General features: G+C 55.9%; 24 protein-coding genes. 12 read left to right on the forward strand and 12 right to left on the reverse strand.

Annotation, left to right across the window (positions count from 1 at the left end; genetic code table 11):
• Positions 1-3 precede the first annotated feature (3 nt).
• Positions 4-456: a GatB/YqeY domain-containing protein gene (locus BLU05_RS04300; RefSeq protein WP_091877947.1), complete on the reverse strand. Its 453-nt coding sequence runs from the start codon at positions 454-456 to the stop codon at positions 4-6.
• A gap of 307 nt (positions 457-763) precedes the next feature.
• On the opposite strand from BLU05_RS04300, the gene carA reads away from it, so the two are divergent.
• A complete protein-coding gene (gene carA, locus BLU05_RS04305; protein WP_091878508.1) occupies positions 764-1,993 on the forward strand; it encodes a glutamine-hydrolyzing carbamoyl-phosphate synthase small subunit in 1,230 nt (409 codons plus the stop codon).
• 417 nt (positions 1,994-2,410) lie between these two features.
• Here carA and BLU05_RS04310 read toward each other — a convergent pair whose 3' ends face one another.
• The gene (locus tag BLU05_RS04310; RefSeq protein ID WP_091877948.1) at positions 2,411-3,331 is read right to left on the reverse strand and encodes an aldo/keto reductase; all 921 of its coding nucleotides are present in this window, start codon (positions 3,329-3,331) and stop codon (positions 2,411-2,413) included.
• Between the two features lie 168 nt (positions 3,332-3,499).
• Here BLU05_RS04310 and BLU05_RS04315 point away from each other — a divergent pair, with 168 nt between their 5' ends.
• Entirely contained in the window at positions 3,500-3,973 is a 474-nt protein-coding gene (locus BLU05_RS04315) for a nuclear transport factor 2 family protein (RefSeq protein ID WP_091877949.1), read from the forward strand.
• 3 nt (positions 3,974-3,976) lie between these two features.
• Positions 3,977-4,531 (forward strand): TetR/AcrR family transcriptional regulator, encoded by a 555-nt coding sequence (locus BLU05_RS04320; RefSeq protein WP_091877950.1) that lies wholly within the window; start codon positions 3,977-3,979, stop codon positions 4,529-4,531.
• On the opposite strand, the gene BLU05_RS04325 is transcribed toward BLU05_RS04320, so the two are convergent.
• On the reverse strand, positions 4,526-5,797 hold the full coding sequence (locus BLU05_RS04325) for a TCR/Tet family MFS transporter (protein ID WP_091877951.1): 1,272 nt from the start codon (positions 5,795-5,797) through the stop codon (positions 4,526-4,528). The genes BLU05_RS04320 and BLU05_RS04325 overlap by 6 nt on opposite strands.
• A 501-nt stretch (positions 5,798-6,298) precedes the next feature.
• Positions 6,299-6,763: an Lrp/AsnC family transcriptional regulator gene (locus BLU05_RS04335; RefSeq protein WP_091878510.1), complete on the reverse strand. Its 465-nt coding sequence runs from the start codon at positions 6,761-6,763 to the stop codon at positions 6,299-6,301.
• 146 nt (positions 6,764-6,909) lie between these two features.
• Between BLU05_RS04335 and BLU05_RS04340 the strand changes: the two genes are divergently transcribed.
• On the forward strand, positions 6,910-7,632 hold the full coding sequence (locus tag BLU05_RS04340) for an aspartate/glutamate racemase family protein (protein ID WP_091877952.1): 723 nt from the start codon (positions 6,910-6,912) through the stop codon (positions 7,630-7,632).
• A gap of 321 nt (positions 7,633-7,953) precedes the next feature.
• On the opposite strand, the gene BLU05_RS04345 is transcribed toward BLU05_RS04340, so the two are convergent.
• Positions 7,954-8,910: a KPN_02809 family neutral zinc metallopeptidase gene (locus BLU05_RS04345; protein WP_091877953.1), complete on the reverse strand. Its 957-nt coding sequence runs from the start codon at positions 8,908-8,910 to the stop codon at positions 7,954-7,956.
• A 370-nt stretch (positions 8,911-9,280) separates the two neighbouring features.
• Here BLU05_RS04345 and carB point away from each other — a divergent pair, with 370 nt between their 5' ends.
• Positions 9,281-12,763 carry a carbamoyl-phosphate synthase large subunit gene (gene carB, locus BLU05_RS04350; RefSeq protein WP_091877954.1) on the forward strand — a complete coding sequence of 1,161 codons (3,483 nt, stop codon included), beginning with the start codon at positions 9,281-9,283 and terminating at the stop codon, positions 12,761-12,763.
• A 43-nt stretch (positions 12,764-12,806) separates the two neighbouring features.
• Here the strand turns inward: carB and BLU05_RS04355 are convergent, their stop codons facing one another.
• Both BLU05_RS04355 and BLU05_RS04360 read right to left on the reverse strand, forming a co-directional pair.
• Entirely contained in the window at positions 12,807-13,184 is a 378-nt protein-coding gene (locus BLU05_RS04355) for a DUF1801 domain-containing protein (protein ID WP_175540513.1), read from the reverse strand.
• A gap of 29 nt (positions 13,185-13,213) precedes the next feature.
• Entirely contained in the window at positions 13,214-13,561 is a 348-nt protein-coding gene (locus tag BLU05_RS04360) for an ArsR/SmtB family transcription factor (protein WP_091877956.1), read from the reverse strand.
• A gap of 238 nt (positions 13,562-13,799) precedes the next feature.
• On the opposite strand from BLU05_RS04360, the gene BLU05_RS04365 reads away from it, so the two are divergent.
• Positions 13,800-14,126 (forward strand): putative quinol monooxygenase, encoded by a 327-nt coding sequence (locus BLU05_RS04365; protein ID WP_091877957.1) that lies wholly within the window; start codon positions 13,800-13,802, stop codon positions 14,124-14,126.
• Positions 14,127-14,288: 162 nt separating this feature from the next.
• Positions 14,289-15,164: an NAD(P)H-binding protein gene (locus tag BLU05_RS04370; RefSeq protein ID WP_091877958.1), complete on the forward strand. Its 876-nt coding sequence runs from the start codon at positions 14,289-14,291 to the stop codon at positions 15,162-15,164.
• A gap of 316 nt (positions 15,165-15,480) precedes the next feature.
• Here the strand turns inward: BLU05_RS04370 and BLU05_RS04375 are convergent, their stop codons facing one another.
• Positions 15,481-17,265, reverse strand: a complete 1,785-nt coding sequence (locus BLU05_RS04375; protein WP_091877959.1) for an ABC transporter ATP-binding protein/permease — start codon at positions 17,263-17,265, stop codon at positions 15,481-15,483.
• A gap of 345 nt (positions 17,266-17,610) precedes the next feature.
• Between BLU05_RS04375 and BLU05_RS04380 the strand changes: the two genes are divergently transcribed.
• Positions 17,611-17,823 (forward strand): cold-shock protein, encoded by a 213-nt coding sequence (locus BLU05_RS04380; protein WP_091877960.1) that lies wholly within the window; start codon positions 17,611-17,613, stop codon positions 17,821-17,823.
• A gap of 99 nt (positions 17,824-17,922) precedes the next feature.
• Here BLU05_RS04380 and BLU05_RS04385 read toward each other — a convergent pair whose 3' ends face one another.
• Positions 17,923-18,954: a zinc-dependent alcohol dehydrogenase family protein gene (locus BLU05_RS04385; protein WP_091877961.1), complete on the reverse strand. Its 1,032-nt coding sequence runs from the start codon at positions 18,952-18,954 to the stop codon at positions 17,923-17,925.
• Positions 18,955-19,076: 122 nt separating this feature from the next.
• On the opposite strand from BLU05_RS04385, the gene BLU05_RS04390 reads away from it, so the two are divergent.
• Positions 19,077-20,003 carry a LysR family transcriptional regulator gene (locus tag BLU05_RS04390; protein WP_091877962.1) on the forward strand — a complete coding sequence of 309 codons (927 nt, stop codon included), beginning with the start codon at positions 19,077-19,079 and terminating at the stop codon, positions 20,001-20,003.
• On the opposite strand, the gene BLU05_RS04395 is transcribed toward BLU05_RS04390, so the two are convergent.
• Positions 19,992-20,618 (reverse strand): glutathione S-transferase family protein, encoded by a 627-nt coding sequence (locus BLU05_RS04395; RefSeq protein WP_091877963.1) that lies wholly within the window; start codon positions 20,616-20,618, stop codon positions 19,992-19,994. The genes BLU05_RS04390 and BLU05_RS04395 overlap by 12 nt on opposite strands.
• Before the next feature lie 233 nt (positions 20,619-20,851).
• Between BLU05_RS04395 and BLU05_RS04400 the strand changes: the two genes are divergently transcribed.
• From BLU05_RS04400 to BLU05_RS04410, 3 genes are all read left to right on the forward strand, one after another.
• Complete coding sequence (locus BLU05_RS04400; RefSeq protein WP_091877964.1) at positions 20,852-22,054, forward strand: pyridoxal phosphate-dependent aminotransferase; 1,203 nt, start codon at positions 20,852-20,854, stop codon at positions 22,052-22,054.
• Positions 22,055-22,197: 143 nt separating this feature from the next.
• Positions 22,198-23,178 (forward strand): protein-methionine-sulfoxide reductase catalytic subunit MsrP, encoded by a 981-nt coding sequence (gene msrP / locus BLU05_RS04405; protein ID WP_091877965.1) that lies wholly within the window; start codon positions 22,198-22,200, stop codon positions 23,176-23,178.
• Between the two features lie 514 nt (positions 23,179-23,692).
• Positions 23,693-24,742, forward strand: coding sequence for a Fic family protein (locus tag BLU05_RS04410; RefSeq protein WP_091877966.1), 1,050 nt, complete (start codon positions 23,693-23,695; stop codon positions 24,740-24,742).
• 48 nt (positions 24,743-24,790) lie between these two features.
• Here BLU05_RS04410 and BLU05_RS04415 read toward each other — a convergent pair whose 3' ends face one another.
• Together BLU05_RS04415 and trxB are read right to left on the reverse strand one after the other, a co-directional pair.
• Positions 24,791-25,687 (reverse strand): LysR family transcriptional regulator, encoded by an 897-nt coding sequence (locus BLU05_RS04415; protein WP_091877967.1) that lies wholly within the window; start codon positions 25,685-25,687, stop codon positions 24,791-24,793.
• Between the two features lie 60 nt (positions 25,688-25,747).
• Complete coding sequence (gene trxB / locus BLU05_RS04420) at positions 25,748-26,722, reverse strand: thioredoxin-disulfide reductase (RefSeq protein WP_091877968.1); 975 nt, start codon at positions 26,720-26,722, stop codon at positions 25,748-25,750.
• Positions 26,723-26,883: the final 161 nt, after the last annotated feature.

Below are 26,883 nucleotides of genomic sequence, written 5' to 3' on the forward strand. Positions count from 1 at the left end.
AAATCACTGGAGGATTTCCTTCACAATGCCACTGGCCTTGGTGAAGTCCATCTGCCCTGCATATTTTTCCTTCAGCGCATTCATGCACTTGCCCATGTCGCGCAAACCGCCTGCACCGATTTCATCAATGACCTGCGTGCAGGCCTGACGGATATCGTCTTCGCCAAGCTGCTTGGGCAGAAAACCGCTGATGATCTCGATCTCGCTGCGCTCCTGCTCAGCCAGTTCAAGGCGGTTGCCTTCCTCGTAAAGCTTGGCGGATTCTTCGCGCTGCTTGATCATCTTGGCGAGAATCGCGGTGATTTCATCTGAAGTAACCGGGTCCTTGCCCGATCCACGATTGAGAATATCCCGATCCTGAATAGCGGCCATGATCAGGCGCAGCGTCGAAACGCGGCGCTTGTCCTGTGCCTTGACGGCTGATGTCAGTGCCCCGGCGATAGTATCGCGCAGCATAGCGTATTCTCCTTTTTCCGCGCACACTACCGGTGGGTCCGAGCGAAATCAATCATCGTGGCAGGTGGGGTTAGCACCGAAATCCACGAAGAGTTTTCGTGTCGCAATTGACCGGAAGCGCGGTTTTCTTTAAGGTCCGTGACCTAGCCAGACATTTTGGGTTGTTGCTGCGGTGGTAAGGTCAATCGACCACCGCGTTCAGCCATGTCATATGGAATACCGAAGGGCATTTTTCAATGCCCAATCAATAACGATGACGCCAGTCTACATTCAGGCCCATATTCAGGCCCATATTCAGGAGTGCCGCATGACAACCACAGACGCAGGGGCAAAAACTGCAGCCTGGACAGAATTCAAGCCGACAGCGGTTCTGGTTCTGGCCGACGGAACGGTTATCGAAGGCAAGGGCCTTGGTGCAACCGGCGCCTGCGAGGCGGAAGTCTGCTTCAACACCGCGCTAACAGGCTACGAGGAAATCCTTACCGACCCCTCCTATGCGGGCCAGATCGTCACATTCACCTTCCCGCACATCGGCAATGTCGGCACCAACAAAGAAGACATTGAAGACCTGCACCCGGCCAACCGCGCCGGTGCCGTCGGCGCCATTTTCAAGGCTGACATCACGGCACCATCAAGCTACCGCGCTGCCGAACACCTCGACCATTGGTTGAAGGCGCGCGGCGTGATTGCGCTTGCCGGTGTCGATACCCGTGCGCTCACCGTTCTCATCCGCGAAAAGGGCATGCCCAACGGCGTTATCGCCCATGACCCGGAAGGCAAGTTCGACATCCCTGCCCTGACCAAACGCGCCGCCGCCTGGCACGGCCTTCTCGATCTTGATCTCGCCAAGGATGTTACATCAGGCCAAAGCTCGGTATGGACCGAAAAGCCATGGGTGTGGAACGAAGGTTTTGACCAGCAGACCGCGCCTGATTTCCATGTGGTCGCCATCGATTACGGCATCAAGCGCAATATCCTGCGGCTCATCGCCGGGCTTGGTGCCAAGGTCACGATCGTTCCGGCAACGGCAACGGCTGATGATGTTCTCGCCCACAAGCCCGACGGTATTTTCCTGTCAAACGGCCCCGGCGATCCCGCTGCAACGGGCAAATATGCGGTTCCCGCCATTCAGGAACTGATCAAGACAGACATTCCCGTCTTCGGCATCTGCCTTGGTCACCAGATGCTGGCGCTGGCGCTCGGTGGGGATACCAAGAAGATGCATCAGGGCCATCACGGCGCCAACCATCCGGTGCGCGACGATACAACCGGCAAGGTGGAAATCGTCTCGATGAACCATGGTTTTGCCGTGGACGCAGATTCATTGCCCGATGGGGTCGAAGAAACGCACGTATCGCTGTTTGACGGCAGCAATTGCGGCCTGCGTGTAACAGGCAAATCGATCTTCTCGGTGCAGCATCACCCTGAGGCATCGCCCGGCCCGCAGGACTCGCATTACCTGTTCCGCCGGTTCGCCAATCTGATCCGCGCCCGTCAGGGACTGGAACCTTTACCCGAACGCGATCAGGCTGCCTGATCGCGGAGCTAAACCGCTTGGCTTTTTCCTACTGAGCGTGGTTCGACAAGCTCACCATGAGGGAGATGGGGGATGCAAAAGCTAATCGCAAAGATTGCAGAACTTGGCAGCCTTCAACCCACACCCTTCTCCGTCATCCTCAGTCCTCGGGTTTAACCCGAGGATGACCCGAGGACCCATGATCGAGAAGCACGAAAATTGCAGTCGTTCCTTCCCCTTTGTCGTGGGTCCTCGGGTCAAGCCCGAGGATGACGGAGAGGGTTAAGGTGTCGAGGATGACGGAGAGGGGTAGGTTGAAGGCTGCCAAGTTCTGCAATCTTTGCGATTAGCATTGCAGCACCTCTCTCCCTCATGGTGAGCTTGTCGAACCACGAACCACGAACCACGCCCCAACCCACCAACCAGACGAATACAGAACTAAGCCACATCCTCACCGGTGCTGGCTTTCAGAATGGCAAACCATTGCTGGCGCTCAAGTTTGATATCGAGTGCTGACACCATCTTTGCCAGACGATCGCGCTTCAGGCTGCCAAGCACTGGAATGAGTCGCGCCGGATGCTTCAGGAGCCAGGCGATGGCAATTGCAGATATGTCATCCACACCAATCTCATCACCAACAGCTTTCAGCGCAGCACGCACCCGCTGTTCCTGCTCACCTGTTCCGGTGAACAGGCTGCCGCCACCCAGCGGTGACCAGATCATCGGCGAATAGCGCAGCCGCTGGGCATGGTCGAGACTGCCATCGGTCAGCGGCGCCGTGTAAGTCACCGACATCTCGATCTGGTTGGTGACAAGCGGGAATGGCAGACGCGAGGTCAACAGATCCATCTGCGACGGCGTAAAATTCGACACGCCCACGGCGCGCACTTTTCCCGCCTTCACCACGTCCTGCAATCCTGCTGCCGTTTCATCCGCATCCATCAGCGGATCGGGACGATGCAACAGCAGCACATCGATATAATCGGTCTTGAGGTTCTGCAACGAACGATCCACCGAAGTTTTGATATGCGCTGCGCTGGTATCGTAATGTTTTACCCGGTTTTGCGGACGCTCTGATGAGGTCAGCATGATATCGCATTTGGTAATCAGTTCGATGGACTGGCGCTTGCCGCTCCAACCGGCAAGACCGGCACCGAAAGCCGCCTCAACACCGTAATTGCCATAAATATCCGCATGATCAATGCTGGTCAGTCCGAGATCAACGGCCTCGTCAATCAGCCGCGCCACCTCTGCCGCGGTCGGTTTTGCACCCTGATCCAGCAGCCGCCACGCACCCAGCACCAGCCGGGACAGCGACAGACCTTCGGAATTGAGCGAAATACGTTTTGCGTCGGACATGGGAAACCTCATTGCATCAGGTGGGACAGGTTGCATAGCGCAAAGCGACGACCAATCAAATAGGATCAGATCTGATTTCTGAACCGACGATTGACAGCTTCGATCAGCGATTGTACTCATCAATACAGACTTTACCAATCAGTACAACTCGCTTAACAGGAGCGTACCATGTCCGAACAGCGTCCACCGCTTCCACCCTTCACCCGCGAAACTGCCACCCAGAAAGTTCGTGCAGCTGAAGATGGCTGGAATACCCGCAATCCGGAACGGGTGGCGCTGGCCTATACAGCCGATAGCTATTGGCGCAACCGCGCCGAATTCGTGCAGGGGCGCGACGCCATTGCCGCGTTTCTTGCGCGTAAGTGGAACCGTGAACTGGATTATCGCCTGATCAAGGAACTCTGGGCCTTCACCGATAACCGCATCGCCGTGCGTTTCGCCTATGAATATCACGATGATTCCGGCAACTGGTTTCGCGCCTATGGCAATGAAAACTGGGCGTTCGATGCAAACGGCCTGATGCAAACGCGTTTTGCCTGCATCAACGATCTGCCGATCAAGGAATCCGAGCGGAAATTCTTTTGGGACCGGTCCGGACCGCGCCCGGTGGATCATCCCGGATTGACCGAATTGGGCCTCTAAGACATGGCACGAACAATCGCCGAGCGCGCCGATGTCATTCCCGCCCTGGCTGAAACCTTCCGTGAATACGGTTTTGAAGGCGCAAGCCTTTCGGTGATTGGCGAAAAGACCGGTCTTGGCCGCGGCAGCCTCTATCACTTCTTTCCCGGCGGCAAGGAGGAGATGGCAACGGCTGTGTTGCAGCACATTGATGCGTGGTTTGAAGAGCGCATCTATCGCCCGCTGCGCCAGTCGGATGATCCGCAAGCGGCGATCAGCACGATGTGCCGGGCCGTGTCGGATTATTTCCACTCGGGGTGCCGCGTCTGCATTGTCGGTGCCTTTGCCCTCGATAATGTGCGGGACCGTTTTGCCAGCGCTATTCTTGACTATTTCGCTGTTTGGAAAAGCTCCCTTGCCACGGCATTGCAGAAGGCCGGTCATGAACAGGATCAGGCCATCGATCTTGCCGAGGAAGCGGTTGCCAATATTCAGGGCGCGCTGGTTCTTGCCCGCGCACTCAATGATCCAGCCACATTCGAGCGCGCGATGATCAGGATCGAGAAGCGCTTGCTATGAAGCTCCACCGGACACCAAGGCACCCGGTTCCAGCGGTTCATGTGTTGCTATGGCGGGTTTCTCCACGCGCAGCACAAAGACCGCCACGGCGATGACAACAAAAATTCCGCCAAGCACATAGGGCGCACCGCCAAAGGCAAAAGGTGCCGTCGGCGCTGTGAAAATCGCAAATATCTGGGTGAAAATCAGCGGGCCGATCACATTGGTGATGCTGAACATGCTCGTCATCGCACCCTGCAATTCACCCTGCTCCGACGATGGAACCTTGGCCGAAGCAATACTGCGCATGGCTGGATCGGCAATGCTTTCAAGGCAGGTCGCGATAATCACCGCATAAACCATCCAGCCCTGCCACGCGGCGGCATAACCGAAGAAACCCAGCGCCGTGAAAACCAGCCCGATCACCGCCGTTCGCCACTCACCAAACCGCGCCACAACCCGCGGCAGGATGAACACCATAACCAGCGCCCCGCCCATGCCGAAGACACCCAGCGACAGGCCAATATCCCGCTGGTTCCAGCCATAGCGATAATCGCTGACAAACGACCAGACGGACGGATAGGCCATATGGCCAAGCGTCAGCATGAAGAAAACAAGCCCGATCCACAGAATGCCCCTATGACCGCGCATCTGCTTCAAGGCGCCGAGCGGGTTGGCGCGTTTCCAGTCGAACGTCCGGCGGTTCTTCACATCAAGCGTTTCCGGCAGGAAGAAATAGGCGACGATGAAATTGAGGAACGCGATCAGCGCCGCACCATAGAAGGGCACGCGCGGACCAAATTCGCCCAGCAATCCGCCAATGATCGGGCCGAGAATAAAACCCACACCGAACGCAATGCCGAGCAGGCCAAAATTCTTGGCGCGATTCTCGTCCGTACTCACATCGGCAATATAGGCTGATGCCGTGGAAAAGCTTGCGCCACTAATGCCCGCCAGCACACGTCCGATAAAGAGGATGCCGAAACTGGTTGCAAGCGCGCAGATCAGGTTGTCGATGGCGAAGGTGAACACCGAAGCCAGCAGCACCGGACGACGGCCATACCGGTCACTCAGATTGCCGATCAGCGGCGCAAAGACAAATTGCATGGCCGCATAGACAAACAGCAACCACCCGCCATCAATCGCCGCGTGGCTGACATCGGACCCCGTCAATTCTTCCAGATAGGCAGGCATGACAGGCACGATGATCGCAATGCCAATGACATCAAGAAGAAGCATGACAAAGACAAGTGTCAGCCCACGCTTGGCAAGAACGGGATCAATCATCGGAAACCCTCAACTGGCATTGCGGAGCAAATAGGCCCGGAAAATGGTCTTAAACGATTTGAGCTAGCGAAACAATACGTGAACATTATTGAAAGGTGGTGCCGTTTGAGGGGGATGATTGAAGTTGATTGTGCGATGCGACCGTCACCCCCTCTGCCCTGTCGGGCATCTCCCCCACAAGGGGGGAGATCAGCCTTCACTACTGCCTTTGCACAATCTGAAACTTTTCCGCTTGTGGGAAAGCGTTCATGCCAATGTGATCTCCCCCTTGTGGGGGAGATGTCCGACAGGACAGAGGGGGGTGAGCGCCACCGCTGCGTTGTTCGCGGTGCATGGTTCGTGGTTCGACAAGCTCACCATGAGGGAGATGGGTGGTGCAAGGGAGCTATATTCTGCAGCCTTTGTGATCTGCAACCTTGGTGATTAGCGTTGCCTCCTACCTCTCCCTCATGGTGAGCTTGTCGAACCACGAACCACGAACCACTCCCTTATCAACAAACCCTACCGCGCATAATGCGTTGGCAAAGCCGTGGTTGCTTTCAGCGTCTCCATGGAAACCGAGGCGGATATGTCAAAGAACTCAACCTTTTCCACCAGTGTCTTGTAAATCCCGTCATAGGCTTCAACACGCGGCAGGACCAGCTTCAGGATATAATCAATGGTGCCGGTCATCCGGTGTACCTCGACAATTTCAGGGATATCGATAATGGCAGCGCGGAACTGCTCCAGCCAATCGGCGGAATGGCGCGCGGTGCGCACAATAACGAACATTGTCGTTGGCAGGCCCATAACGGGCCGGTCGAGAAGAACAACTCTTCGGGCAATGTAGCCCTCTTCCTCCAGACGTTGAATGCGCCGGGAACAAGCCGACACGGATAGGCTGACCCGGTCAGCCATGTCAGACACACCTATGGACGAATCTTCTTGCAGCAAATCAAGGATTTTGCGGTCGCGATCATCGAGCATATCAATTCCCAAGCAAAATTTCAGCGTGTATCACTATAGATGCGCTTATTTTTTGCGACAAGACAGATTTTATTCGCAAACTTTGCGAACCTTTCGCGCGCTATCCGAACTATTATTCCTGTAATGACTTCAATGGGAGAATAAGAATGCGCACGATTGGCCTGATTGGCGGAATGAGCTGGGAAAGCACTGCGGTTTATTACCGGCAGATCAACGAAGCCGTCCGTATCAGGTTGGGTGGCCTTGCCTCCGCCAAGGTCGCCATGCAGTCGCTGGATTTCTCCGAAGTCGTCGCCCTGCAAAAGAGCGACCGCTGGGATGATGCCGCAGCCCTTCTGTCCGATGCCGCCAAGCGCCTTGAAGCTGCGGGCGCCGATTGCGTGCTCATCTGCACCAACACCATGCATCTGGTTGCTGCCGAGGTCGCAAAGTCCGTCACCATTCCGCTGATCGACATTCGCCATGAGACCGGCCGTGTGCTCGCGGCGGCTGGTAAGAAGCGCCCGCTGCTTCTGGCAACCCGCTACTCAATGGAGCACGGCTTTTACGCCGATTACATGCGCGATGAGTTCGGCATTGACGTTATGGTGCCCAACGAGATTGATCGCGCGAAAATTCATTCGGTGATCTTCGATGAACTCTGCTGCGGTATCGTCAAGCCAGAGTCCCGCCAGGCACTGGAAAAGATTATCGTGCGCGGCAAGGAAGCCGGAGCCGATTGCGTTATCCTCGGTTGCACCGAGATTTGCCTGTCCATCACTGATGACAATGTCGCCCTGCCGGTGTTTGATTCCACAACAATTCATTCCGATGCAGCTGTATCCATGGCGCTGGATGAGGGTGTGGCAGTCAAGCAGAACGCTGTTTAATTTTCCTGCATGGTGATAGTGCGTGGTTCGTGGTTCGACAAGCTCACCATGAGGGAGAGGGGTGATGTAGGGGAGCACATTTCATCTCCCCACCCCACCCGTCATCCTCGGGCTTGACCCGAGGACCCAAGGCAAAAAGCACAAACCGGGTTTCGTAATCTCGGTCGGCTAGTTGGTATATCTCTGTTTTGGAATTGTAATTTTTCCAATGGTGGGTCCTCGGGTCAAGCCCGAGGATGACGGAGAAGTGGATGATCAATATGAAGTGCTTCAATAAGAAAAAGGCGGCATCTCTGCCGCCTTTTGTTTGTGTGATCGTTCTCAGATACCGCCGCTGAATGTATCGCAGCTATCGAGTTTACCGCTGTCAAAGCCGCGCTTGAACCACGCACTGCGCTGGGCAGAGGTGCCGTGGTTGAAGCTTTCAGGAACGACATAGCCCTGCATCTTGCGCTGCAAGGTGTCATCGCCGATCTGCTTGGCGGCATTGAGCGCTTCTTCCAGATCACCCGCTTCGAGAATGCCCTTCTGCTGGGTAAAATGCCCCCAGATACCGGCAAAGCAATCGGCTTGAAGCTCGACCCGCACCGACATGGCGTTGGCATCGGCCTCGCTCATGTTCTGGCGCATCTGGTTGAACTTCGGCAGAACACCAATGAGGTTCTGCACGTGATGGCCAACTTCATGAGCTAGCACATAGGCCTGAGCGAAATCGCCCGAAGCACCAAATTTCTTGTCCAGCTCGTCATAGAAGCTCAGGTCGATATAGAGCTTTTTATCACCAGGGCAATAGAATGGCCCGGAGGCCGCACTGGCAAAACCGCAGGCCGAACGAACCTGTCCATTGAACAGAACCATGGTGGGTGGTGGATACTGCTTGCCCTCAGCCTGGAAAATACCGCTCCAGACATCTTCGGTCTCGGCCAGAACCGTTTTGACAAACTGGGTCATCTGGTCGTTCGCCTGAGCGGTGGGGGCCTGACCCGCAGGGCGGGAAGCCGGCGACGTTTCGGTCTGGCTCTGCCCCGGCGCCAGCTGGTCCAGCCCGCCATTCACCAGAATCTGCATCGGATCAATATTGGTGCAGAATTTCAGGAACAGGAAAATAGCCGCGAGAATAAGAATACCGGAGATACCACCGCCGCGCACCGACTGCATGCCGCCGCCGCTTGGGAAGCGAAATCCACCGCCGCCCGTTCCTCCGGGAGTACCACCATCGTCACCCTCGGTGCGGCGGTCCTCAACATTGTCACTTTGTCTACCGCCTTGCCAGCGCATTACCAACCTCCAGATGAACCCTCAGCCCACAGGCCGATATGCTGCACGTCAACAGTATAGTCCCATATTTGTTCCATGCACGATGCTATTTTCAACTGCTGGCTGCAATCAGTTCATAATCAATTTTCGTGACTGAATAATGCAGCTTGAAGCAGACATTCCATGGCCTTAGCGAGACAAGAGGCCATCAGGCGCAATATCCTGATAAAACTGCGGCGAAAAAGCATGGAATTGTGCGTTTTTGGGGTTACGCAACGCGATCGCTTTGCCTATAAGGCAGCCTTAGCCTCGCATTAGGAATTTTGTGTCTGCCCGTACGGTCAAATCCGTGCGGTTTTTTGCGCAGATACGCTGTTGATAGGAAGAAGCCATGCCAAAACGCACCGACATCAAATCTATTCTGATCATCGGCGCTGGACCGATCATCATCGGTCAGGCATGTGAATTCGACTATTCAGGCACGCAAGCCTGTAAAGCGCTGAAAGAGGAAGGCTACCGCGTCATCCTCGTCAACTCCAATCCCGCCACGATCATGACCGATCCGGAGCTGGCCGATGCGACCTATATCGAGCCGATCACTCCCGAGGTCGTTGCCAAGATCATCGCCAAGGAACGCCCCGACGCCCTGCTGCCGACCATGGGTGGCCAGACTGCGCTGAACACCGCCCTGTCGCTGCGCCGTATGGGTGTGCTCGAACGCTACAATGTCGAAATGATCGGCGCCAATGCCGAAGCCATCGACAAGGCGGAAGACCGCGCGCTTTTCCGCGAGGCCATGGCCAAGATCGGGCTGGAAACACCCAAATCCATGCTGGCCAATGCGACCGATGTCAAAAACCTCGACCGCCGCCTGCACAAGGAACAGCGCGAAGTTGTCAAAGCCAAATACTCAGGTGATGAACTTGATGCGGCACTCGACAAGCTGGAAACCGAATGGCAGCTCGGCGAAGGCGACCGCAAGCAGCGCTATGTCTCCCATGCGCTCGGCATGGCCGGTGCGGCGCTCGATCATGTCGGCCTGCCCGCCATCATCCGCCCGTCCTTCACGATGGGCGGCACTGGTGGTGGTATCGCCTATAACCGCAGCGAGTTTTACGAGATCATCGGCAGCGGGCTTGATGCATCGCCAACCACCGAAGTGCTGATTGAAGAATCGGTCCTCGGCTGGAAGGAATATGAGATGGAAGTCGTCCGCGACAAGGCGGACAATTGCATCATCATCTGCTCCATCGAGAATATTGACCCGATGGGTGTGCATACGGGCGACTCGATCACCGTTGCGCCAGCCTTGACCCTGACGGACAAGGAATACCAGATCATGCGCAACGCCTCGATTGCGGTGCTGCGTGAGATCGGCGTGGAAACCGGCGGTTCAAACGTGCAGTTCGCCGTCAACCCCGAGAATGGCCGCCTGATCGTCATCGAAATGAACCCCCGCGTCTCACGCTCCTCGGCGCTGGCTTCCAAGGCAACCGGCTTCCCGATTGCCAAGATCGCGGCAAAACTTGCCGTCGGCTACACGCTGGATGAACTTGAGAACGACATCACCGGCGGCGCAACCCCGGCATCGTTCGAACCATCCATTGATTATGTCGTCACCAAGATCCCGCGCTTTGCCTTTGAAAAATTCCCCGGCGCCGAACCGACGCTGACAACGGCGATGAAATCCGTTGGCGAAGTCATGGCCATTGGCCGTACCTTTAAGGAATCGCTGCAAAAGGCGCTGCGCGGTCTTGAAACCGGCCTGACCGGTCTCGATGAAATCGCTATTCCCGGCCTTGGCGAAGGCAGCGACAACAACGCCATCCGCGCCGCTATCGGCACGCCCACGCCCGACCGTCTGCGCATGGTCGCCCAGGCGCTGCGCCTTGGCCTTTCCGTCGAGGAAGTGCATGAGGGCTGCAAGATCGATCCTTGGTTCCTTGAGCAGATGGCAGAGATCATCGCCACCGAAGAGCGCGTGCGTGAGCATGGCCTTCCGCAGGATGCCCAGAACCTGCGTATGCTGAAGGGCATGGGCTTTTCCGATGCCCGCCTCGGCAGCCTTGCCAAGATCGACGCCAATGACGTGTTCAAGCTGCGTCGGAAGCTGGGTGTACATCCGGTCTTCAAGCGCATTGACACCTGCGCCGCCGAATTTGCCTCACCAACAGCCTATATGTATTCAACCTATGAAGTCCCCTTCGCCGGAGCGGTTGCTTCCGAAGCGCAGGTTTCGGACCGCAAGAAGGTTGTCATTCTCGGCGGCGGTCCCAACCGGATCGGCCAAGGCATCGAGTTCGATTATTGCTGCTGCCATGCGGCCTTTGCGCTACGCGATGCGGGCTATGAAGCCATCATGATCAACTGCAATCCGGAAACGGTTTCAACGGATTATGACACTTCGGACCGGCTCTATTTCGAACCACTGACGGCCGAAGACGTGCTGGAAATCCTGCGCACCGAACAGACAGCGGGCACATTGCACGGCGTCATCGTCCAGTTCGGCGGCCAGACACCGCTCAAGCTCGCCGATGCGCTTGAAAAGGCCGGCATTCCGATCCTCGGCACCTCGCCCGATGCGATTGATCTTGCCGAAGACCGCGACCGCTTCCAGAAGCTGCTGATCAAGCTTGATCTGACCCAGCCGAAGAATGGCATCGCCTATTCCGTCGAACAGGCGCGCACCATTGCCGGTGAACTTGGCTTCCCGCTGGTCGTTCGCCCGTCCTACGTTCTGGGTGGCCGTGCCATGCAGATCATCCACGACGAGCGCGCCTTGCAGAGCTATCTGCTCGACACGGTGCCCGAACTCGTGCCTGAAGACATCAAGCAAAAATATCCGAATGACAAGACGGGCCAGATCAACACGCTGCTCGGCAAGAACCCGCTGCTGTTCGACCGTTATCTGAGCGAAGCCATCGAAGTCGATGTGGATTGCCTGTGTGACGGCAAGGACACCTGGATTTGCGGCATCATGGAACATATCGAGGAAGCTGGCATTCACTCCGGTGACAGCGCCTGCTCGCTGCCTGTACATTCGCTCTCCGCCGAAATCGTCGAGCAGCTTGAGGCGGAAACCGCTGCACTGGCAAAGTCGCTGAATGTTGTCGGCCTGATGAACGTTCAGTACGCCATCAAGGACGGCACAATCTATGTGCTTGAGGTCAATCCGCGTGCGTCACGTACGGTGCCTTTTGTTGCCAAGACTATCGGCAAGCCGATCGCCAAGATCGCCGCGCGCATCATGGCCGGTGAAACACTGGATGAGGCACTCGGCAATTACGGCGGCAAGCCCTCAGGCACCGCGCGCAAGCACATTGCCGTCAAGGAAGCCGTCTTCCCCTTCGCCCGCTTCCCCGGTGTCGATATTCTGCTCGGACCGGAAATGCGCTCGACCGGTGAAGTCATGGGCCTCGATTACGATTACGCCCTCGCCTTTGCCAAGGCGCAGCTTGGTGCCGGTGTTGATCTTCCGCGTGATGGCACATTGTTCGTGTCGGTGCGTGATGAGGACAAACAGCGCATTCTTGCACCGGTCAAGCGCCTGTCGGAATTGGGCTTCAAGGTTCTGGCGACCGGCGGTACAGCCCGTTTCCTCGCGGAAAACGGCGTAGCGGCCCAGAAGATCAACAAGGTTCAGGAGGGACGTCCGCATGTTGAGGACGCCATCCGAAACCGGCAGGTGCAGCTGGTGTTCAACACCACCGATAGCGCCAAGGCGATCTCGGACTCCAAATCACTGCGCCGTGCCACATTGATGCAGAAGGTACCTTACTACACCACCCTTTCAGGTGCCGATGCGGTGGCGGAAGCCATTGCAGCGCTCAAAGCCGGTTCGCTCGAAGTGCGTCCGCTGCAGGATTATTTCTAAGACATGATCCGGTCACGGCATGCGCCGTGACCGGATACTTTTTTCAGTCGCGCTTGGCTTCCTTTGTCGGATCGCCCTTTTCCGCATTGAGCGCCACACCTGCCGTGACAAGCTTGCGCACAATAGCTGTCTTGATCTCGCCCGGTCCCTGAAGTTTTAGCGAAGCCATCAGAAAGCTGCCGCTCTCATCCAGTTTCGGTTCGAGCGACTTCATTTCCGCACCGCGCCACAGGGAAAACGCCACATGCGACTTGTGCGCTTTGAACAGACACACCGGACCATTGGACTCATAGACGGGATGCCCCCATTTGAAGGTCTCGGTAATGCCCTCGACACTCAATATGTCGCGGCGTAGCGCGACAACAGCTTCCGCCTGCCAGCCGCCAAGGCCCGCAATATAATCGTCAACCGTCTTGGCCATATTCACTCCCCTCATGCTTTGGAAATTGGTTAGTTCGGCGTCCCGTTGGGATCACCCTTCTGCAAGGTCTGCAGATAATCTTCAAGCCGGTCGAGGCTCTGATCCCAGAACCGGCGGTAATGCTCGAGCCAGTCCGATACTTCACGCAAAGGTCCAGCCTCCAAACGGCAGGGCCGCCATTGGGCTTCGCGCCCGCGCGCAATCAGGCCCGCCTTCTCCAGCACCTTCAGATGTTTTGAAACCGCTGGCATGCTCATGTTGAATGGCTCGGCCAATTCAGTCACAGATGTTTCGCCTTCGGACAGTCGCGCCAGAATAGCCCGCCGCGTTGGATCGGCGAGAGCAGACAATATGCCACTGAGACGGTCAGGCGTCATATTTATTACATTACCTTTAGGTTAAATAACCAAATAGTTTAATACTGCAAATCCTATGGGATTGTCAAGATTCGACATTGCAATGGTATCAGCATTGAGAGGTGTAATCTTGATCGATATTCAGCGCTCCAACGAAAAACGCAAAAGGGTGTAAAGCGATCTTTCATACTTCGATCAGGGCCGAAGTATCTCATTGAGATAACGTGCTTAGCTCGTGCGATAACGAGGTAGCAAATAAATGAAAAAGCAATTTTACACATCCGCCGATCTAAACGAGGGTTTCGTTGTTGCGATCAGCATTGAAGCCAAGAAAGGCCAAGAAGAGGCTGTAGGAGCCCTGCTCAAGGGGCTCGTTGCGCCAACAATGGCTGAACCCGGCGTCAAACTCTTCTTGCCGTATCGCTCGCCAACCAACCCGGCCAATTTCTTTCTGTACGAGCTTTATGTCGATGAGGCAGGTTGGCAACAACATCAAGAAACTGAGCACTTCAAAGCAGCCATCGAAAAGCTGCTTCCCCTGACAGCAAAGCGCGAGCGACTGCCATTCGTTCCGTTTTTTGAGTAAACTATTCTTTCAGTTTGGAGCCAACCACGGATCAGCTTCTGCCTATTTTCAGGCATCACCCTCGCTTGGACAAAATGACCTTCAACAGACCGATTGACCTCAACTTAAGTTGAGGTTCTATAAACCACGCTCCTACCGGAATCGACCTATCCAGGAGCAATCATGTTGACCGACATTGAAAGACTAACAGACGCACAGTTTCTCCGGCTGTTTCAGGCAAAACGATTTCTTGTGACAGGCGCGACAGGCAATGTTGGCCGGCATATCGTCAATACACTATTGGAAAATGGCTATCTTGTCCGGGCGCTCACCCGTGATGCGAAGCGCGCCAATTTACCCCGCTGCGTTGAGGTGGTCGAAGGCGATCTGACAAGGCCTGAGACATTCGAGCGGGCACTGGCCGGGGTTGCAGGGCTTCATCTCATCACCATTGGCGGTGATGATTATACACCGCTCGAAAACGGCGACGAAATCGTGCAACTGGCGCGTTGGGAGGGTGTGCAGCGCATCAGCGTGCTCAGCGATGGCCGCACCGGCAGCGTTGAAAAGGCTGTTATGGCAAGCGATGTCGAATGGACGATTTTGCAGCCTGTTGATCTCATGTCCAACACGCTCGGCTGGATCAAGAGCATCAAAACCGCCAATGTGGTGCGTGAGCCCTATGGCCGTATGGCCAAAACGTTGATCCACGAAGCGGATGTCGCTGCGGTTGCCGCAAAAATCCTGAGTGACGGCGGGCATTCACGCAAAACGCTCAAGCTGACAGGTTCCGAAGTCCTGACCATACCGGACAAGATCCGGGCGATCAGCGCCGCCACGGGCAAGCCGATCACATATGTTGAAGTCAGCGAGGAGCATACAAGGCAGTCCATGCGCGAACTCGGTATTGACGAGGATGTTATTGATTACGTGGTGGCATGGAACAGCAACCCGCCAGTGGAAGGCCGCGCGGTGACAAAGAGCGTACAGCAGGTGATTGGCCGCCCGCCCCTAAGCTTCACCCATTGGGTGAGAGAGCATGCTCCGCTGTTTATGTGAGTGGGGTAGAGGGTGTGGTTCGTGGTTCGTGGTTCGTGGTTCGACAAGCTCACCATGAGGGAGATGGGTGATGCAACGCTAATCGTAAAGATTGCAGAATAAAACTCCCTGCAACCTCCCCCCTCTCCGTCATCCTCAGTCCTCGGGTTTAACCCGAGGATGACGGAGAGGGGGGATCTAAGGGAGCCAAGTTTTGCAACGTTGGTGATTAGTATTGCATCACCCATCTCCCTCATGGTGAGCTTGTCGAACCACGAACCACGAACAATAGACATGCAAACCTATAGGCGTATCGAAGGACACGTGAACCACGGCCCTAAACCCCGCTCAAGCCCTCTTCTTCCATACCGTGACCGCTGGGATCGCTGATAAAATGCAGCACTTTGGAGAACACATGGTTGGTTTTGTCCTCGCGCCCGATATGCACCACGGTTGACTTGGCGAGTTTGTCGCGCAGCACGCCCAGAACGCGGTCATGCGCTTCGGCTTCCATGGCATCGAGAGACTCGTCAATAACAACCCATTGCGGCTTGTGCAGCATCAGCCGGGCGAAGGCCAGAGACTGCTGCTCGTCATCGCTCAGCTCACGATCCCAGCGCGTGCGGAAATCCAGCATGGTTTCCAGCCGATCAAGACCAAGCTCATGCAGGGCAGAGACAAGCTCCGTGTCAGGAAAAGCATCTTTGCCGAGCGGATAGGACATGACCTCCCGCAGACTACCCGGCGGAAAATAGGGCGAGCGCGGCATATAAAGAATTGAGGTGTCCTTTGGCAGGGCGATGTTGCCCGCACCCCATGGCCACAGACCGGCAATCGCGCGGAACAGCAATGTTCGGTCAATGCCGGGCTCGCTGGTGATGAGCACGCGCTCCCCCTCTTTCACCACGGCTTTCTTCTCTTTCAGGCGCACCGTTGCGAGTGGCGCAGTAATCTTTAATCCATCGAAAACCAGTTGATTGCTATCCGATTCCGAGAACTTGATCCGCTGTTCGACGCTGTTGAGCGTGTCCATCGACTGCACCGCCTGACGGAAGGATGTGACACGCAAAAGCGTGGCGCGCCAGTCGGCAATCGCCCCGAAATTGTCGACGAACCATTTGAGCGAGGCCTGAAGCTGGTTGAACGAACCAACAGCGATGATCATGCCGCCAAAGGACAAGTTGCCGGTGAAATAGACAGGTGCGGCCACCAGATAAGGCGCGACATTGGTGAACCAGCCATAGCCCGATGTCACCCACACAAGTTGCGTCCAGGCGGAAACCAGTTTGCGGATCGCCCCCATCAGGCTGTCGACATCGAGACCGAGCCTCACCTTTTCATCCTGCTCGCCCCGATAGAGCGAAATGGCATCAATATGCTCATTGACGCGCATCAGCGAAAAACGCAGGTCAGACTCGCGCTGATAGCGGTCAGCATTGAGCTTGATCAGCTTACGCCCGACGAACCAGCTGATTGCCGATGCTGAACCGGCATAGAGGATTGCGGCCCAAACCATGTAGCCGGGAATGGAAAAACTGTAGCCATAGACGTTGAAGACAAAGCCGCTGGAAAGCCCCCAGAGCACGCCAATGAAGCTTGCCACCAGAATGGATGCCTGCAGCAGGCCAAGACCAAGATCCGTCGACATTTCAGCCAGGTGGCGCGCGTCCTCATGCAGACGCTGGTCGGGGTTAACGCCGATAGGCCCGGAATTGGAAAGCTTGAAAGCGCGGCGCGGGACGAGCCACTCGCCGATCAGATCGCGGGTCAGGCCTTCACGCAGTTTCATGCGCGTCATCTGGTTGAACCACGCCTGCGCCACGGCCAAGATCAGGAGAACAATCGCAATACCCAGAAACACCAGCAACTCGTTGACAAATGCCGGGAAATCCCGATGGGAAAGCGCATCAAGAAAGCGCCCGTTCCATTGGACGAGGCGGACTTGTCCTGCCGATGTGATGATGATGATGGCAAACAGGGTCAGCAGCAGCAATATGAGCCGATTGCGGACGGGTGAGATCCAATAAACGTCGAGGATAACGCGAAGCTGAGAAAGAAGTCCCACCTGCACTTCGCCGGCAACAGCGATGGCGGACGTCTTGCTCTGTTTCTCTTCCGCCATGAGTTAGCCCCCGTGGACGACCATGATTCGCCACATCCACTCTACCATCAAAGGTTGCCAGCAAGGTTAAATTGCACGGGATAACGTGCTGGATTTCCCCAGCGCAAGTAAGGCTGAATTTCGCCTAATCAAGGGCAGAAGCGTGACCCCAACAATGTGCGGTTTTGAATCCGGCTTGTTTCTGCTCCGATTCTGTCTTATGTATCCCGCATCGATTTATCGGTCGAGTGACTTTGCGACCCGCGCAACCTGTTGCGCTTCCTGATGAACTCCATTGCATAGGTTCGATTCCCTGGGCAGCATAGCTGTATGTTGCCTGTTTTATATCTCTGAAAGGAATTTCCCATGGCTACGGGAACAGTGAAATGGTTCAACAGCACTAAAGGCTTTGGTTTCATCCAGCCTGACACCGGCGGTGCAGACGTTTTCGTACACATCTCTGCTGTTGAGCGTGCAGGTTTGCGCGGCCTCAATGACGGCCAGAAGATCAACTACGAAATCGTACAGGATCGTCGTTCGGGCAAGTCGTCCGCAGACAACCTCAGCGTTGCTGGCTAATCGCCGCAAGCGAAAATCTCCGGATTTTCCAGCGCACACATTTGAAAAGGCGGGATTTTAATCCCGCCTTTTTGCATATTATCAATTGGGTTTCAGGCTTCAGCCGATCTCGACAACGAGCTTGCCAAAGGGGCCACGCTCCAGATGGTCGAGCGCATTAGCAAAATCTTCCATCTTGTAGACGGCATCAATGACAGGCGTCATGCCGGACAGATCGAAGGCGCAGACCAGATCTTCCAGCGAACGCCGGTGCCCGACCTGAATTCCCTCAACGATCAGACGTTTGCGGGCAAAGGCGCCGAAACCGCCGGATATCTCAAAACCATCGATTACGCCGATCAGCGATATCCGTCCACAGACCGCAGCGGCCCGCAGGGATTTGTCGAGATGTGCGCCGCCGATCGTCTCCAATATATGGTCCGCACCATGATCATTGGTCAGACGGTAGACCGCTTCCACCCAATCCTCTTTCTGGCGATTGATGCCGTGATGGGCACCAAGCTCCTTGGCCCAAGCCAGTTTCTTATCATCGCCTGATACAACGATGACTTGGGCGCCGTGCATCAATGCAATCTGCATGCCGGAGATCGCCACACCGCCGGTGCCGATGACAACCACCGTCTGCCCTGCCCGCAGCTTGCCGCGCTCGACCAGCGCCGTCCATGCGGTCAGGCCAGCACAAGGCAGCGTACTTGCCTGCAGATCAGTGAGCTTGCTCGGTGCGCGCACTGCCCAATCCTCGTGCAGGACAACATATTCGGCAAGTACACCCTGCATCGGCCCGCCAAGAACACGGTCATTCGGATCGCGGGCAGTCCCCGGACCATTACCGTCGATCCAATCGGGTAGAAACGTCGAGATGACCCGATCACCTTCAACGAACCGTGTCACATCACGCCCGGCAGCCACAACGGTTCCGGCCAGATCGGAAAGAGGCGTGACCGGTTCGGTCTGTGGTATCGGCAAACCAAAACCGAGATCGACCAGCAGCTTGTCGCGATAATTAAGCGAGGCAGCGCTCGCTTTCACAAGGATTTCCCTCGGGCCGGGTACCGGGATGTTGGCCTCGATCAATTTGAGGTTTTCGCGTCCGGCACCGCCAAGCACCCAGCGCTTCATTGTCTTGCTCATCGTTCTTCCTCGTTAAACCCTTTCATCGGGTGGAGGACATCAAACTATATGATCGATAGGCGATGCAGTTGCGCTCATATTGTGCAATATTGTATCCTGAAACTCTACAATGGAGCGATAAAATGGATCGGCTTGCGGGTATTCAGGAATTTGTCGCGGTGGTGGACGCCGGAGGCTTTTCTGCCGCTGCCCAGAAACTTCACCTTTCCCGCTCTGCCGTCGGAAAAGCCATTGCCCGGCTGGAAGAACGGCTCGGCGTTCGTCTTTGCCACCGCACCACCCGGGCATTCAAGCTGACAAGCGATGGCCACGCTTTTTACGAGCATAGCGTGCGGATATTGGCCGAACTCGATATTGCCGAAAACGCCATGACGTCGGACAAGGAGCAACCGGCGGGCCGCCTGCGCCTCAGCGTTCCCGTGATTTTTGGCCGACGCTGCGTGGCTCCGGTTATCGCGGATATCGCCCGCCAGTACAGCGAGCTGCGTTTTGATGTTTCCTTCACCGATCGGCCTGTTGACCTGATCGATGAGAGCTATGATCTCGTCGTCCGCAATTCTGCACTGCCTGATAGTGCCGTTCTCACAGCGCGCCGGATTGCGCGTCAGCGTATGACGATATGTGCCGCTCCCGCCTATTTGGCTGCGCGTGGAACACCACGAAATATCGAGGATATTGCGGAGCACGACTCCATTGTTTATGGCCGCGACGGCAATACACGGCCTTGGGTTTTCCCCAACGGAAAAGGCGGCACCTACACCGCCCGTGCCCGCAGCCGCTTGATTCTCGATGATCTGGAGGCTGCTGCGGATATGGCCGTCGCGGGCATGGGGCTGGCGTGGCTGCCCTGCTGGCTCATTCGTGAACGAGTGCATAGCGGGACGCTTGTCCGGGTACTGCCCGACATCGAGCCGCTGGTTTTTGACACGTTTGCCGTCTGGCCGAAGGCACCCTTCATGCCCGCGCGGCTGCGCGTGCTGATCGATGCGCTTGCCTCCCGCCTGCCCGGGATGACCGGAGCAGACGGCGAAATCAAATCAGCTGCCTGATGCGTCCGGCAGCCAGCCGATCGGCACATGCCCCTCATCGCCAGCCACACGGCTCAGCCATTTGGCCACAGACGGATAGGCAGACAGATCATAGCCCCCCAAGCTTGCCTCATGGGTATAGGCATAAAGCGCGATATCGGCGACGCTGATGGCGTCACCGGCAAAATAGGGCGTCTTCTGCAATTGCTGTTCCATGACCAGCAATGCCTTATTTCCGCCCTCCAGCGTTGCCGCCAGCCGCTCCGGCGTCGCATCTTTCGCCCGCTCGGGATAGACAAGCAAAGCCCGCCGCACGGCAATATTGGGCTCATGCGTATATTGCTCGAAGAACAGCCATTGATACATCAGGGCGCGCGCATAGGAATCTTCCGGGATGAAGCGGGTGCCCTCGGCCAGATAAAGCAGGATCGCATTCGACTCCGCCAGAAACCGGCCATCATCAAGCTCAAGCAGTGGCACCTTGCCATTGGGGTTCTTGGCGGTGAATGCAGGTTGTCGCGTCGACCCGTCGATGGACGAAATAGCCACATGCTCAAACGGCAGACCAAGCTTGGCCATCAACAGGCGCGGCTTGTAGCAATTTCCGGAAGTCATCTGCGAATAAAGTATAGGCATGATTGGTCTCCTGTGGCGGCCGACCGTAGCCGCTGGTGTCCTGATGTATCTGTATATGTGAAGCATCTTGCAAACATACGTGATGCTTTGAACGTTTCATGTCACACCCTGCATAGAAACAGCGCGATGTGAAGCCTTCAATGTATGCTTTTGCTTGCGATTCCCCGGCCATTGCGACATAGCAGACGCGCAAACCGGCTTCCAATTATCAAACACCTCAGGAGAACGATACCATGGCATTCCTCGCCGACGCCCTTTCCCGTGTGAAGGTTTCCGCAACGATTGCGATCACCCAGAAAGCACGTGATCTGAAAGCCGAGGGCCGGGATGTGATTTCACTCTCCGTTGGCGAACCGGATTTTGATACGCCTGAAAATATCAAGGAAGCCGCCATTGCCGCCATCCGTCGCGGCGAAACCAAGTATACACCGGTATCCGGCATTGTGCCCTTGCGCGAAGCCATTGCCCGCAAGTTCAAGCGTGAGAATGAGCTGGAATACAAGCCGAGCCAGACCATTGTTTCAACCGGCGGCAAACACGTCATCTATAATGCGCTGCTCGCCACGCTGAACCCCGGCGATGAGGTCATCTGTGTTGCGCCCTACTGGGTCAGCTATCCGGAAATGGTTGCGCTGTGCGGTGGGACGCCGGTTATCGTTTCAGCCCTCCAGAAGAATGAATTCAAGCTGCAGCCGGAAGATCTGGAACGGGCGATCACACCAAAGACCAAATGGGTCATTCTGAACTCACCATCCAACCCTTCAGGCGCCGCTTACAGCTGGGATGAACTCAAGAAGATCACCGACGTTCTCGTGCGTCATCCGCATGTCTGGGTTCTGACCGACGACATGTATGAACACCTGACCTATGGCGACTTCAAATTCGTCACCCCGGCGCAGGTCGAGCCGAGCCTTTATGACCGTACGCTGACCATGAACGGCGTGTCGAAAGCCTATGCCATGACTGGCTGGCGTATCGGCTATGCGGCGGGTCCGCAGGCGCTGATCAACGCCATGGATATGGTGCAGGGCCAGCAGACATCGGGCACCAGCGCGATCTCGCAGTGGGCCGCAGTGGAAGCTCTCGACGGAACGCAGGAACATCTGCCTATCTTCAAGAAAGCCTTCGAAGGTCGCCGCGATCTCATCGTTTCGATGCTCAATCAGGCGCCGCTGCTGGAATGCCCCAAGCCGGAAGGCGCATTCTACGTCTATCCGTCCTGCGCGGCAGCCATCGGCAAGACGGCCCCATCAGGCAAAGTGATTGAAACGGACGAGGATTTCGTCAGTGAATTGCTGTCGAGCGAAGCTGTTGCCGCCGTGCATGGCTCAGCCTTTGGCCTTGGACCGAACCTGCGCATTTCCTATGCAACGTCGGATGCCAAGCTTGAGGAAGCAGGCAAGCGTATCCAGCGCTTCTGCGCCAGCCTGCGCTGATCTGGCAATCCTGTTCGACATGATGAGGGGCCTCCATGGCCCTTTTTTCTTTGGCATGTTGGCTTCACAGCTTTGTGTGAAGCATCAGCACGGGGAAATGGCATATTTTCACGGGCAACCCCCGCAGGAATGAAAGAGCAGTCATGGTCGCAATCCACCGCAAACCCGCCTGGGCAATAGCCGAAACCTTGGCAACCCCGGAAGCTGCGTTCATAAACCGGCGGGCAATTCTTCAGGCGTGGGGGCTTGGTGCGCTGGCAATCGTGGCTCTCGCAGCTTCGCCGAAGATGGCGCGCGCGGAAGGCGAACGCAAACCCGCTGGCAACCCGGCGCTTTATCCGGCCAAACGCAATGACGCCTACAAGCTTGATCGCAGTCTGACGCCGGAAGAAATCAACGCGAAATACAATAATTTTTATGAATTCGGTTCCGACAAGGGCGTTTACACGGAAACGCAAAGCCTGATTACCAATCCATGGGCGATTGAAATCGACGGCATGGTGGAAAAGCCTTTTACGATTGACTTCGCTGACCTCGAAGCAAAAATCCCGCTGGAAGAGCGCCTTTACCGGCATCGTTGTGTCGAAGCATGGTCGATGACCATTCCATGGACCGGCTTTTCCCTGTCCAAGCTGGTTGAACTGGCAAAGCCGCTTGGCACAGCCAAATATCTCAGGTTGGAGACCTTCAACGATCCATCCATGGCCAGCGGCCAGAACGGCTTTCTCTACACATGGCCTTATGTGGAGGGCGTTACCATGGCAGAAGCCGCCAACGACCTCGCCTTCATGGTCACGGGAGCCTATGGCAAACCGCTGCTCAATCAGTTCGGCGCCCCGATCCGGCTTGCTTTGCCGTGGAAATATGGTTTCAAGTCGATCAAATCGATCCGAAAGATCACTTTCACGGACAAGCAACCGGTGAGCTTCTGGGAAGAGCTGGCATCGAACGAATATGGCTTCTGGGCCAACGTTAATCCGGCTGTTGCCCACCCACGCTGGAGCCAGGCGCATGAGCGCGTGCTGCACACGGGTGAAAGCGTGCCGACGCTGCTGTTCAATGGCTATGGCGATCAGGTCGCATCCCTTTACACGGGACTCGAAGCCGAAACGCTCTATCGCTGATTTGTGAAAACAGACCCCAGAAAGAAAAGAGGCCGGACAATTGCCCGGCCTTAAGTTTTGAAGGATGCCATTTCTGGCAAAACCTCCAGAGGGGAACACTTGCGGATGCGCAATGGGAGGAGGAGACGCATCGGCAAGTGATGTGGATATGGGCCTATTAACCGTTTCTTGCAATCCCCCAATTGTGCATTGCACCCATGCACAAAATGCATATCGACAATTTATCGGCATTTTTGAAATGATTGCAGGTATTTCCTCCCTAAATGAGCAACCTCATGCTCCAACCCAACTTGTTTTCAAAAGATAATTTTTCGAAAAACCGCTAAAGTTTCTGCATGCGATGGCACTTGTTAGCGATGAGTTCATGCGCAAAAGCAACATGCCATCAATATCAAGAAGGCGGTTTATCAAAGTCCATTCAGGTATAATCCGGCATCTAATCGGGTAGAGACTTTCAGATAATCGGAGCACGAGCTGGTTGATCAATCAGGTATAATCGGGTATTTAATCCGGTATGATCAACGCGGATAGCATCCATATTACGCCAGAAATATTAAATCTGGTCGCCGAAATAGACGAATTCAAGGGGGCATGGCGCGCGCTGGGTACCCTTGCACCCGAGCGTCTCAAAGCGCTGCGAATGATCGCAACCATCGAAAGTATCGGGTCTTCAACGCGCATTGAAGGCAGCAAGCTAACTGACCGGGAAGTCGAGCACCTTCTGGCTAATCTGGAGATTCAGCGGTTCACAAGTCGCGATGAGCAGGAAGTCGCAGGTTATGCAGAGGCGATGGAAACAATATTCCAAGCATGGGAAGGTATTCCACCAACAGAAAACCACATCAAGCAACTCCATCGCGACCTTCTACGTCATAGTCCAAAGGACGAACGTCATCGGGGTGAATACAAGACCTTGCGCAATGATGTGGGTGCCTTTGATCAAGAAGGTAAAATGATCGGTATCATCTTCGAGACGGCTACACCTTTCGATACCCCGCGACGGATGCACGAGCTTGTTACGTGGCTGAGAAATGCGCGTGACCTGGGCCATTTGCACCCCCTGATGATTATTGCTGTATTCACCGTCGTTTTTTTGGAAATCCATCCTTTTCAGGATGGCAATGGTCGCCTCAGCCGGATACTGACCACATTATTGCTGCTACAAGCAGGATATGCCTACGTGCCTTATACATCGCTGGAAAGCGTGGTCGAAAACAGTAAGGAAGGCTATTACTTGGCATTACGCCAGACGCAGGGAACCATCCGGACCCAGACACCCGATTGGCAACCATGGCTCGTTTTCTTCCTTCGCGCCCTGCAACAACAAAAACGCCGACTGGCGGCAAAGGTCGAGCGCGAGAAAAGTGCGCTATCTGTCCTTCCAGAATTGGCGTTAAAAATCCTTGATTATGCCCGTGACCATGGCCGGGTGACATCGCGCGACATGGTGCGCGAAACTGGCGCTAGCCCCAACACCCTTAAAGTCACTTTTACCTCGCTGGTGACAAAAGGAATGCTGGCACGTCATGGCGGCGGACGTTCGACTTGGTACGCGCTCCCATAAGCAAGGAACGCGGAGGACGCAGACTGGGCATGTATTGCAGAACCTCGATCAATACGACCAGGTACGCGCCTTCGAGAAAAGAAAATCTCTGAATACGTGCAATTTGGCGGCGTTCTTGATTCCCTCGGGGTAGCAGAAGAACGTATCGAAGGATGGCATTTCCATCTCCGGCAACAGGCGCACAAGGGTCGAATCCTTCTCGACCATATAATCAGGCAGCACCCCAAGACCGACGCCTTTCTGGATGGCGCGCTTGATCGACAGGAGGTTGTTGATCTGCAATACGGCGGGCCGCAGATTGCCGTCGGAGCGGCCGATCACCTCAAGCCAGTTGAGATTGGTCAGGTATGATGGTGCCGGTTCGCCAAAGCTGACAATGCGATGGGAGTCGATCTCGTCGATGTTTTCAATCTTGCCATATTTGGCAATATAGCCCGGCGAGGCATAGACGTGCATATGCACCGTGAACAGTCGCCGCTGGATCAGGTCAGGCTGTTGCGGCTGGCGCAGGCGGATCGCGCAATCCGCATGGCGCATCGTCAGGTCAAGCTCTTCATTGTCGAGCAGCAGCTGCAACTGCACTTCCGGGTAGAGTTCGATGAATTCCTGCACGCGCTCGATCAGCCAGCCGGAGCCGAGGCCAACGGTGGTCGTCACCCGCAGCTTGCCCGATGGCCGGTCCTTGCTTTCGGTGAGGCGAGAGCGGACGTTTTCCAGCTTCATCAGCACTTCATGTGCCGTGCGGTAAAGCACCTCGCCCTGCTCGGTCAGGATCAGCCCGCGGGCGTGCCGGTGAAACAGGGGAACGCCGACATCCTGCTCCAGGGCGCTTACCTGACGGGAAATGGCTGATTGCGACAGATGCAGCGTCTCGGCAGCGTGGGTGAATGACCCCGCTTCCGCCGCAGCATGGAATATTCGCAACTTGTCCCAGTCAAGCGACATGGCGCAGTCTCTCCCCCGTTCCGGTTTCGCACATCGAAACCGGCTCCATTATTTCAGACCCTATTCGGCAGCCTGACGCACCGGTTCCTGTGCCGTCAGCCAACGTTCAGCCTCAAGCGCCGCCATGCAGCCCATTCCGGCCGCCGTCACAGCCTGACGATAAATATCGTCGGTGACGTCACCGGCAGCAAAAACGCCGGGAACATCGGTTGCTGTCGAATCCGCAGCGGTCCACAGATAGCCATTCGGCTTATGTTTGAGTTTCCCCTTGAACAGTTCCACCGCTGGCGCATGCCCGATAGCAACAAACACGCCATGCGTTGCAACATCCGTCGTCTCGCCCGTTTTGATATTCTTCAGGCGAACGCCGGAAACCGATGCTGCCATAGGCGGCTTTGCCTCCGTGCCCGTAATCTCGTCAATGACGTTGTCCCAGACGACTTTGACATTTTCACGAGCAAACAAACGATCCTGCAGAATTTTTTCCGCACGGAAATGGTCGCGGCGATGCACGACCGTGACGGACTTTGCCAGATTGGCGAGATAAAGCGCTTCTTCGACAGCGGTATTACCGCCGCCAACCACAACCACGTCCTTGTTGCGATAGAAGAACCCATCGCAGGTGGCACAGGCGGAAACGCCAAAGCCCATAAAGGTCTGTTCGGTGGGAATACCCAGCCATTTTGCCTGCGCGCCTGTTGCGATAATCAGCGCATCGCAGGTGTACTGCGTGCCGCCATCGCCGACGAGGCGGAACGGGCGAACGGAAATGTCCACTTCCGTAATGATATCGTGAATGATCTCGGCGCCCACATGCTCCGCCTGAATGCGCATCTGGTCCATCATCCATGGCCCCTGCACCGGATCGGCATAGCCCGGATAGTTTTCCACATCCGTGGTGATCATCAGCTGACCACCCTGTTGCAGACCGGCGACGATCACAGGTTTCAGATTGGCGCGAGCCGCATAGATAGCTGCGGTATAACCGGCAGGACCGGAACCGATAATGAGGACGGGCACGTGGCGCTGTGACATATCAAGACCTATAACAACAGATGTTCAGCCAGAAAGGGTTCGGAGCAGAGTTTTCATCATTTCCAATGCCATAAGGTAGTGGGTCAGCCCCCTCCGTTGCAAGGTCTGAGCTTGATATAGCCGGGTTAGCCACAGCTTGTACGTGGTGTTTTGCTATTTCT

It is taken from the genome of Phyllobacterium sp. OV277 (assembly GCF_900104355.1).
In the GTDB taxonomy this organism is placed as follows: domain Bacteria; phylum Pseudomonadota; class Alphaproteobacteria; order Rhizobiales; family Rhizobiaceae; genus Phyllobacterium.

Bases quoted from the DNA above. Each gene is read 5' to 3' on its own strand.
- BLU05_RS04315 (WP_091877949.1), top strand. From the start codon at position 3,500: ATGTCCGAACAGCGTCCACCGCTTCCACCCTTCACCCGCGAAACTGCC.
- trxB (WP_091877968.1), bottom strand. From the start codon at position 26,722: ATGTCACAGCGCCACGTGCCCGTCCTCATTATCGGTTCCGGTCCTGCC.
- BLU05_RS04370 (WP_091877958.1), top strand. From the start codon at position 14,289: ATGTTGACCGACATTGAAAGACTAACAGACGCACAGTTTCTCCGGCTG.
- BLU05_RS04345 (WP_091877953.1), bottom strand. From the start codon at position 8,910: ATGCGCTGGCAAGGCGGTAGACAAAGTGACAATGTTGAGGACCGCCGC.
- BLU05_RS04375 (WP_091877959.1), bottom strand. From the start codon at position 17,265: ATGGCGGAAGAGAAACAGAGCAAGACGTCCGCCATCGCTGTTGCCGGC.
- carA (WP_091878508.1), top strand. From the start codon at position 764: ATGACAACCACAGACGCAGGGGCAAAAACTGCAGCCTGGACAGAATTC.
- BLU05_RS04300 (WP_091877947.1), bottom strand. From the start codon at position 456: ATGCTGCGCGATACTATCGCCGGGGCACTGACATCAGCCGTCAAGGCA.
- BLU05_RS04320 (WP_091877950.1), top strand. From the start codon at position 3,977: ATGGCACGAACAATCGCCGAGCGCGCCGATGTCATTCCCGCCCTGGCT.
- BLU05_RS04335 (WP_091878510.1), bottom strand. From the start codon at position 6,763: ATGCTCGATGATCGCGACCGCAAAATCCTTGATTTGCTGCAAGAAGAT.
- BLU05_RS04355 (WP_175540513.1), bottom strand. From the start codon at position 13,184: ATGGCCAAGACGGTTGACGATTATATTGCGGGCCTTGGCGGCTGGCAG.
- msrP (WP_091877965.1), top strand. From the start codon at position 22,198: ATGGTCGCAATCCACCGCAAACCCGCCTGGGCAATAGCCGAAACCTTG.
- BLU05_RS04365 (WP_091877957.1), top strand. From the start codon at position 13,800: ATGAAAAAGCAATTTTACACATCCGCCGATCTAAACGAGGGTTTCGTT.
- BLU05_RS04380 (WP_091877960.1), top strand. From the start codon at position 17,611: ATGGCTACGGGAACAGTGAAATGGTTCAACAGCACTAAAGGCTTTGGT.
- BLU05_RS04390 (WP_091877962.1), top strand. From the start codon at position 19,077: ATGGATCGGCTTGCGGGTATTCAGGAATTTGTCGCGGTGGTGGACGCC.
- BLU05_RS04410 (WP_091877966.1), top strand. From the start codon at position 23,693: ATGATCAACGCGGATAGCATCCATATTACGCCAGAAATATTAAATCTG.
- BLU05_RS04360 (WP_091877956.1), bottom strand. From the start codon at position 13,561: ATGACGCCTGACCGTCTCAGTGGCATATTGTCTGCTCTCGCCGATCCA.
- BLU05_RS04385 (WP_091877961.1), bottom strand. From the start codon at position 18,954: ATGAGCAAGACAATGAAGCGCTGGGTGCTTGGCGGTGCCGGACGCGAA.
- BLU05_RS04415 (WP_091877967.1), bottom strand. From the start codon at position 25,687: ATGTCGCTTGACTGGGACAAGTTGCGAATATTCCATGCTGCGGCGGAA.
- carB (WP_091877954.1), top strand. From the start codon at position 9,281: ATGCCAAAACGCACCGACATCAAATCTATTCTGATCATCGGCGCTGGA.
- BLU05_RS04310 (WP_091877948.1), bottom strand. From the start codon at position 3,331: ATGTCCGACGCAAAACGTATTTCGCTCAATTCCGAAGGTCTGTCGCTG.
- BLU05_RS04400 (WP_091877964.1), top strand. From the start codon at position 20,852: ATGGCATTCCTCGCCGACGCCCTTTCCCGTGTGAAGGTTTCCGCAACG.
- BLU05_RS04325 (WP_091877951.1), bottom strand. From the start codon at position 5,797: ATGATTGATCCCGTTCTTGCCAAGCGTGGGCTGACACTTGTCTTTGTC.
- BLU05_RS04395 (WP_091877963.1), bottom strand. From the start codon at position 20,618: ATGCCTATACTTTATTCGCAGATGACTTCCGGAAATTGCTACAAGCCG.
- BLU05_RS04340 (WP_091877952.1), top strand. From the start codon at position 6,910: ATGCGCACGATTGGCCTGATTGGCGGAATGAGCTGGGAAAGCACTGCG.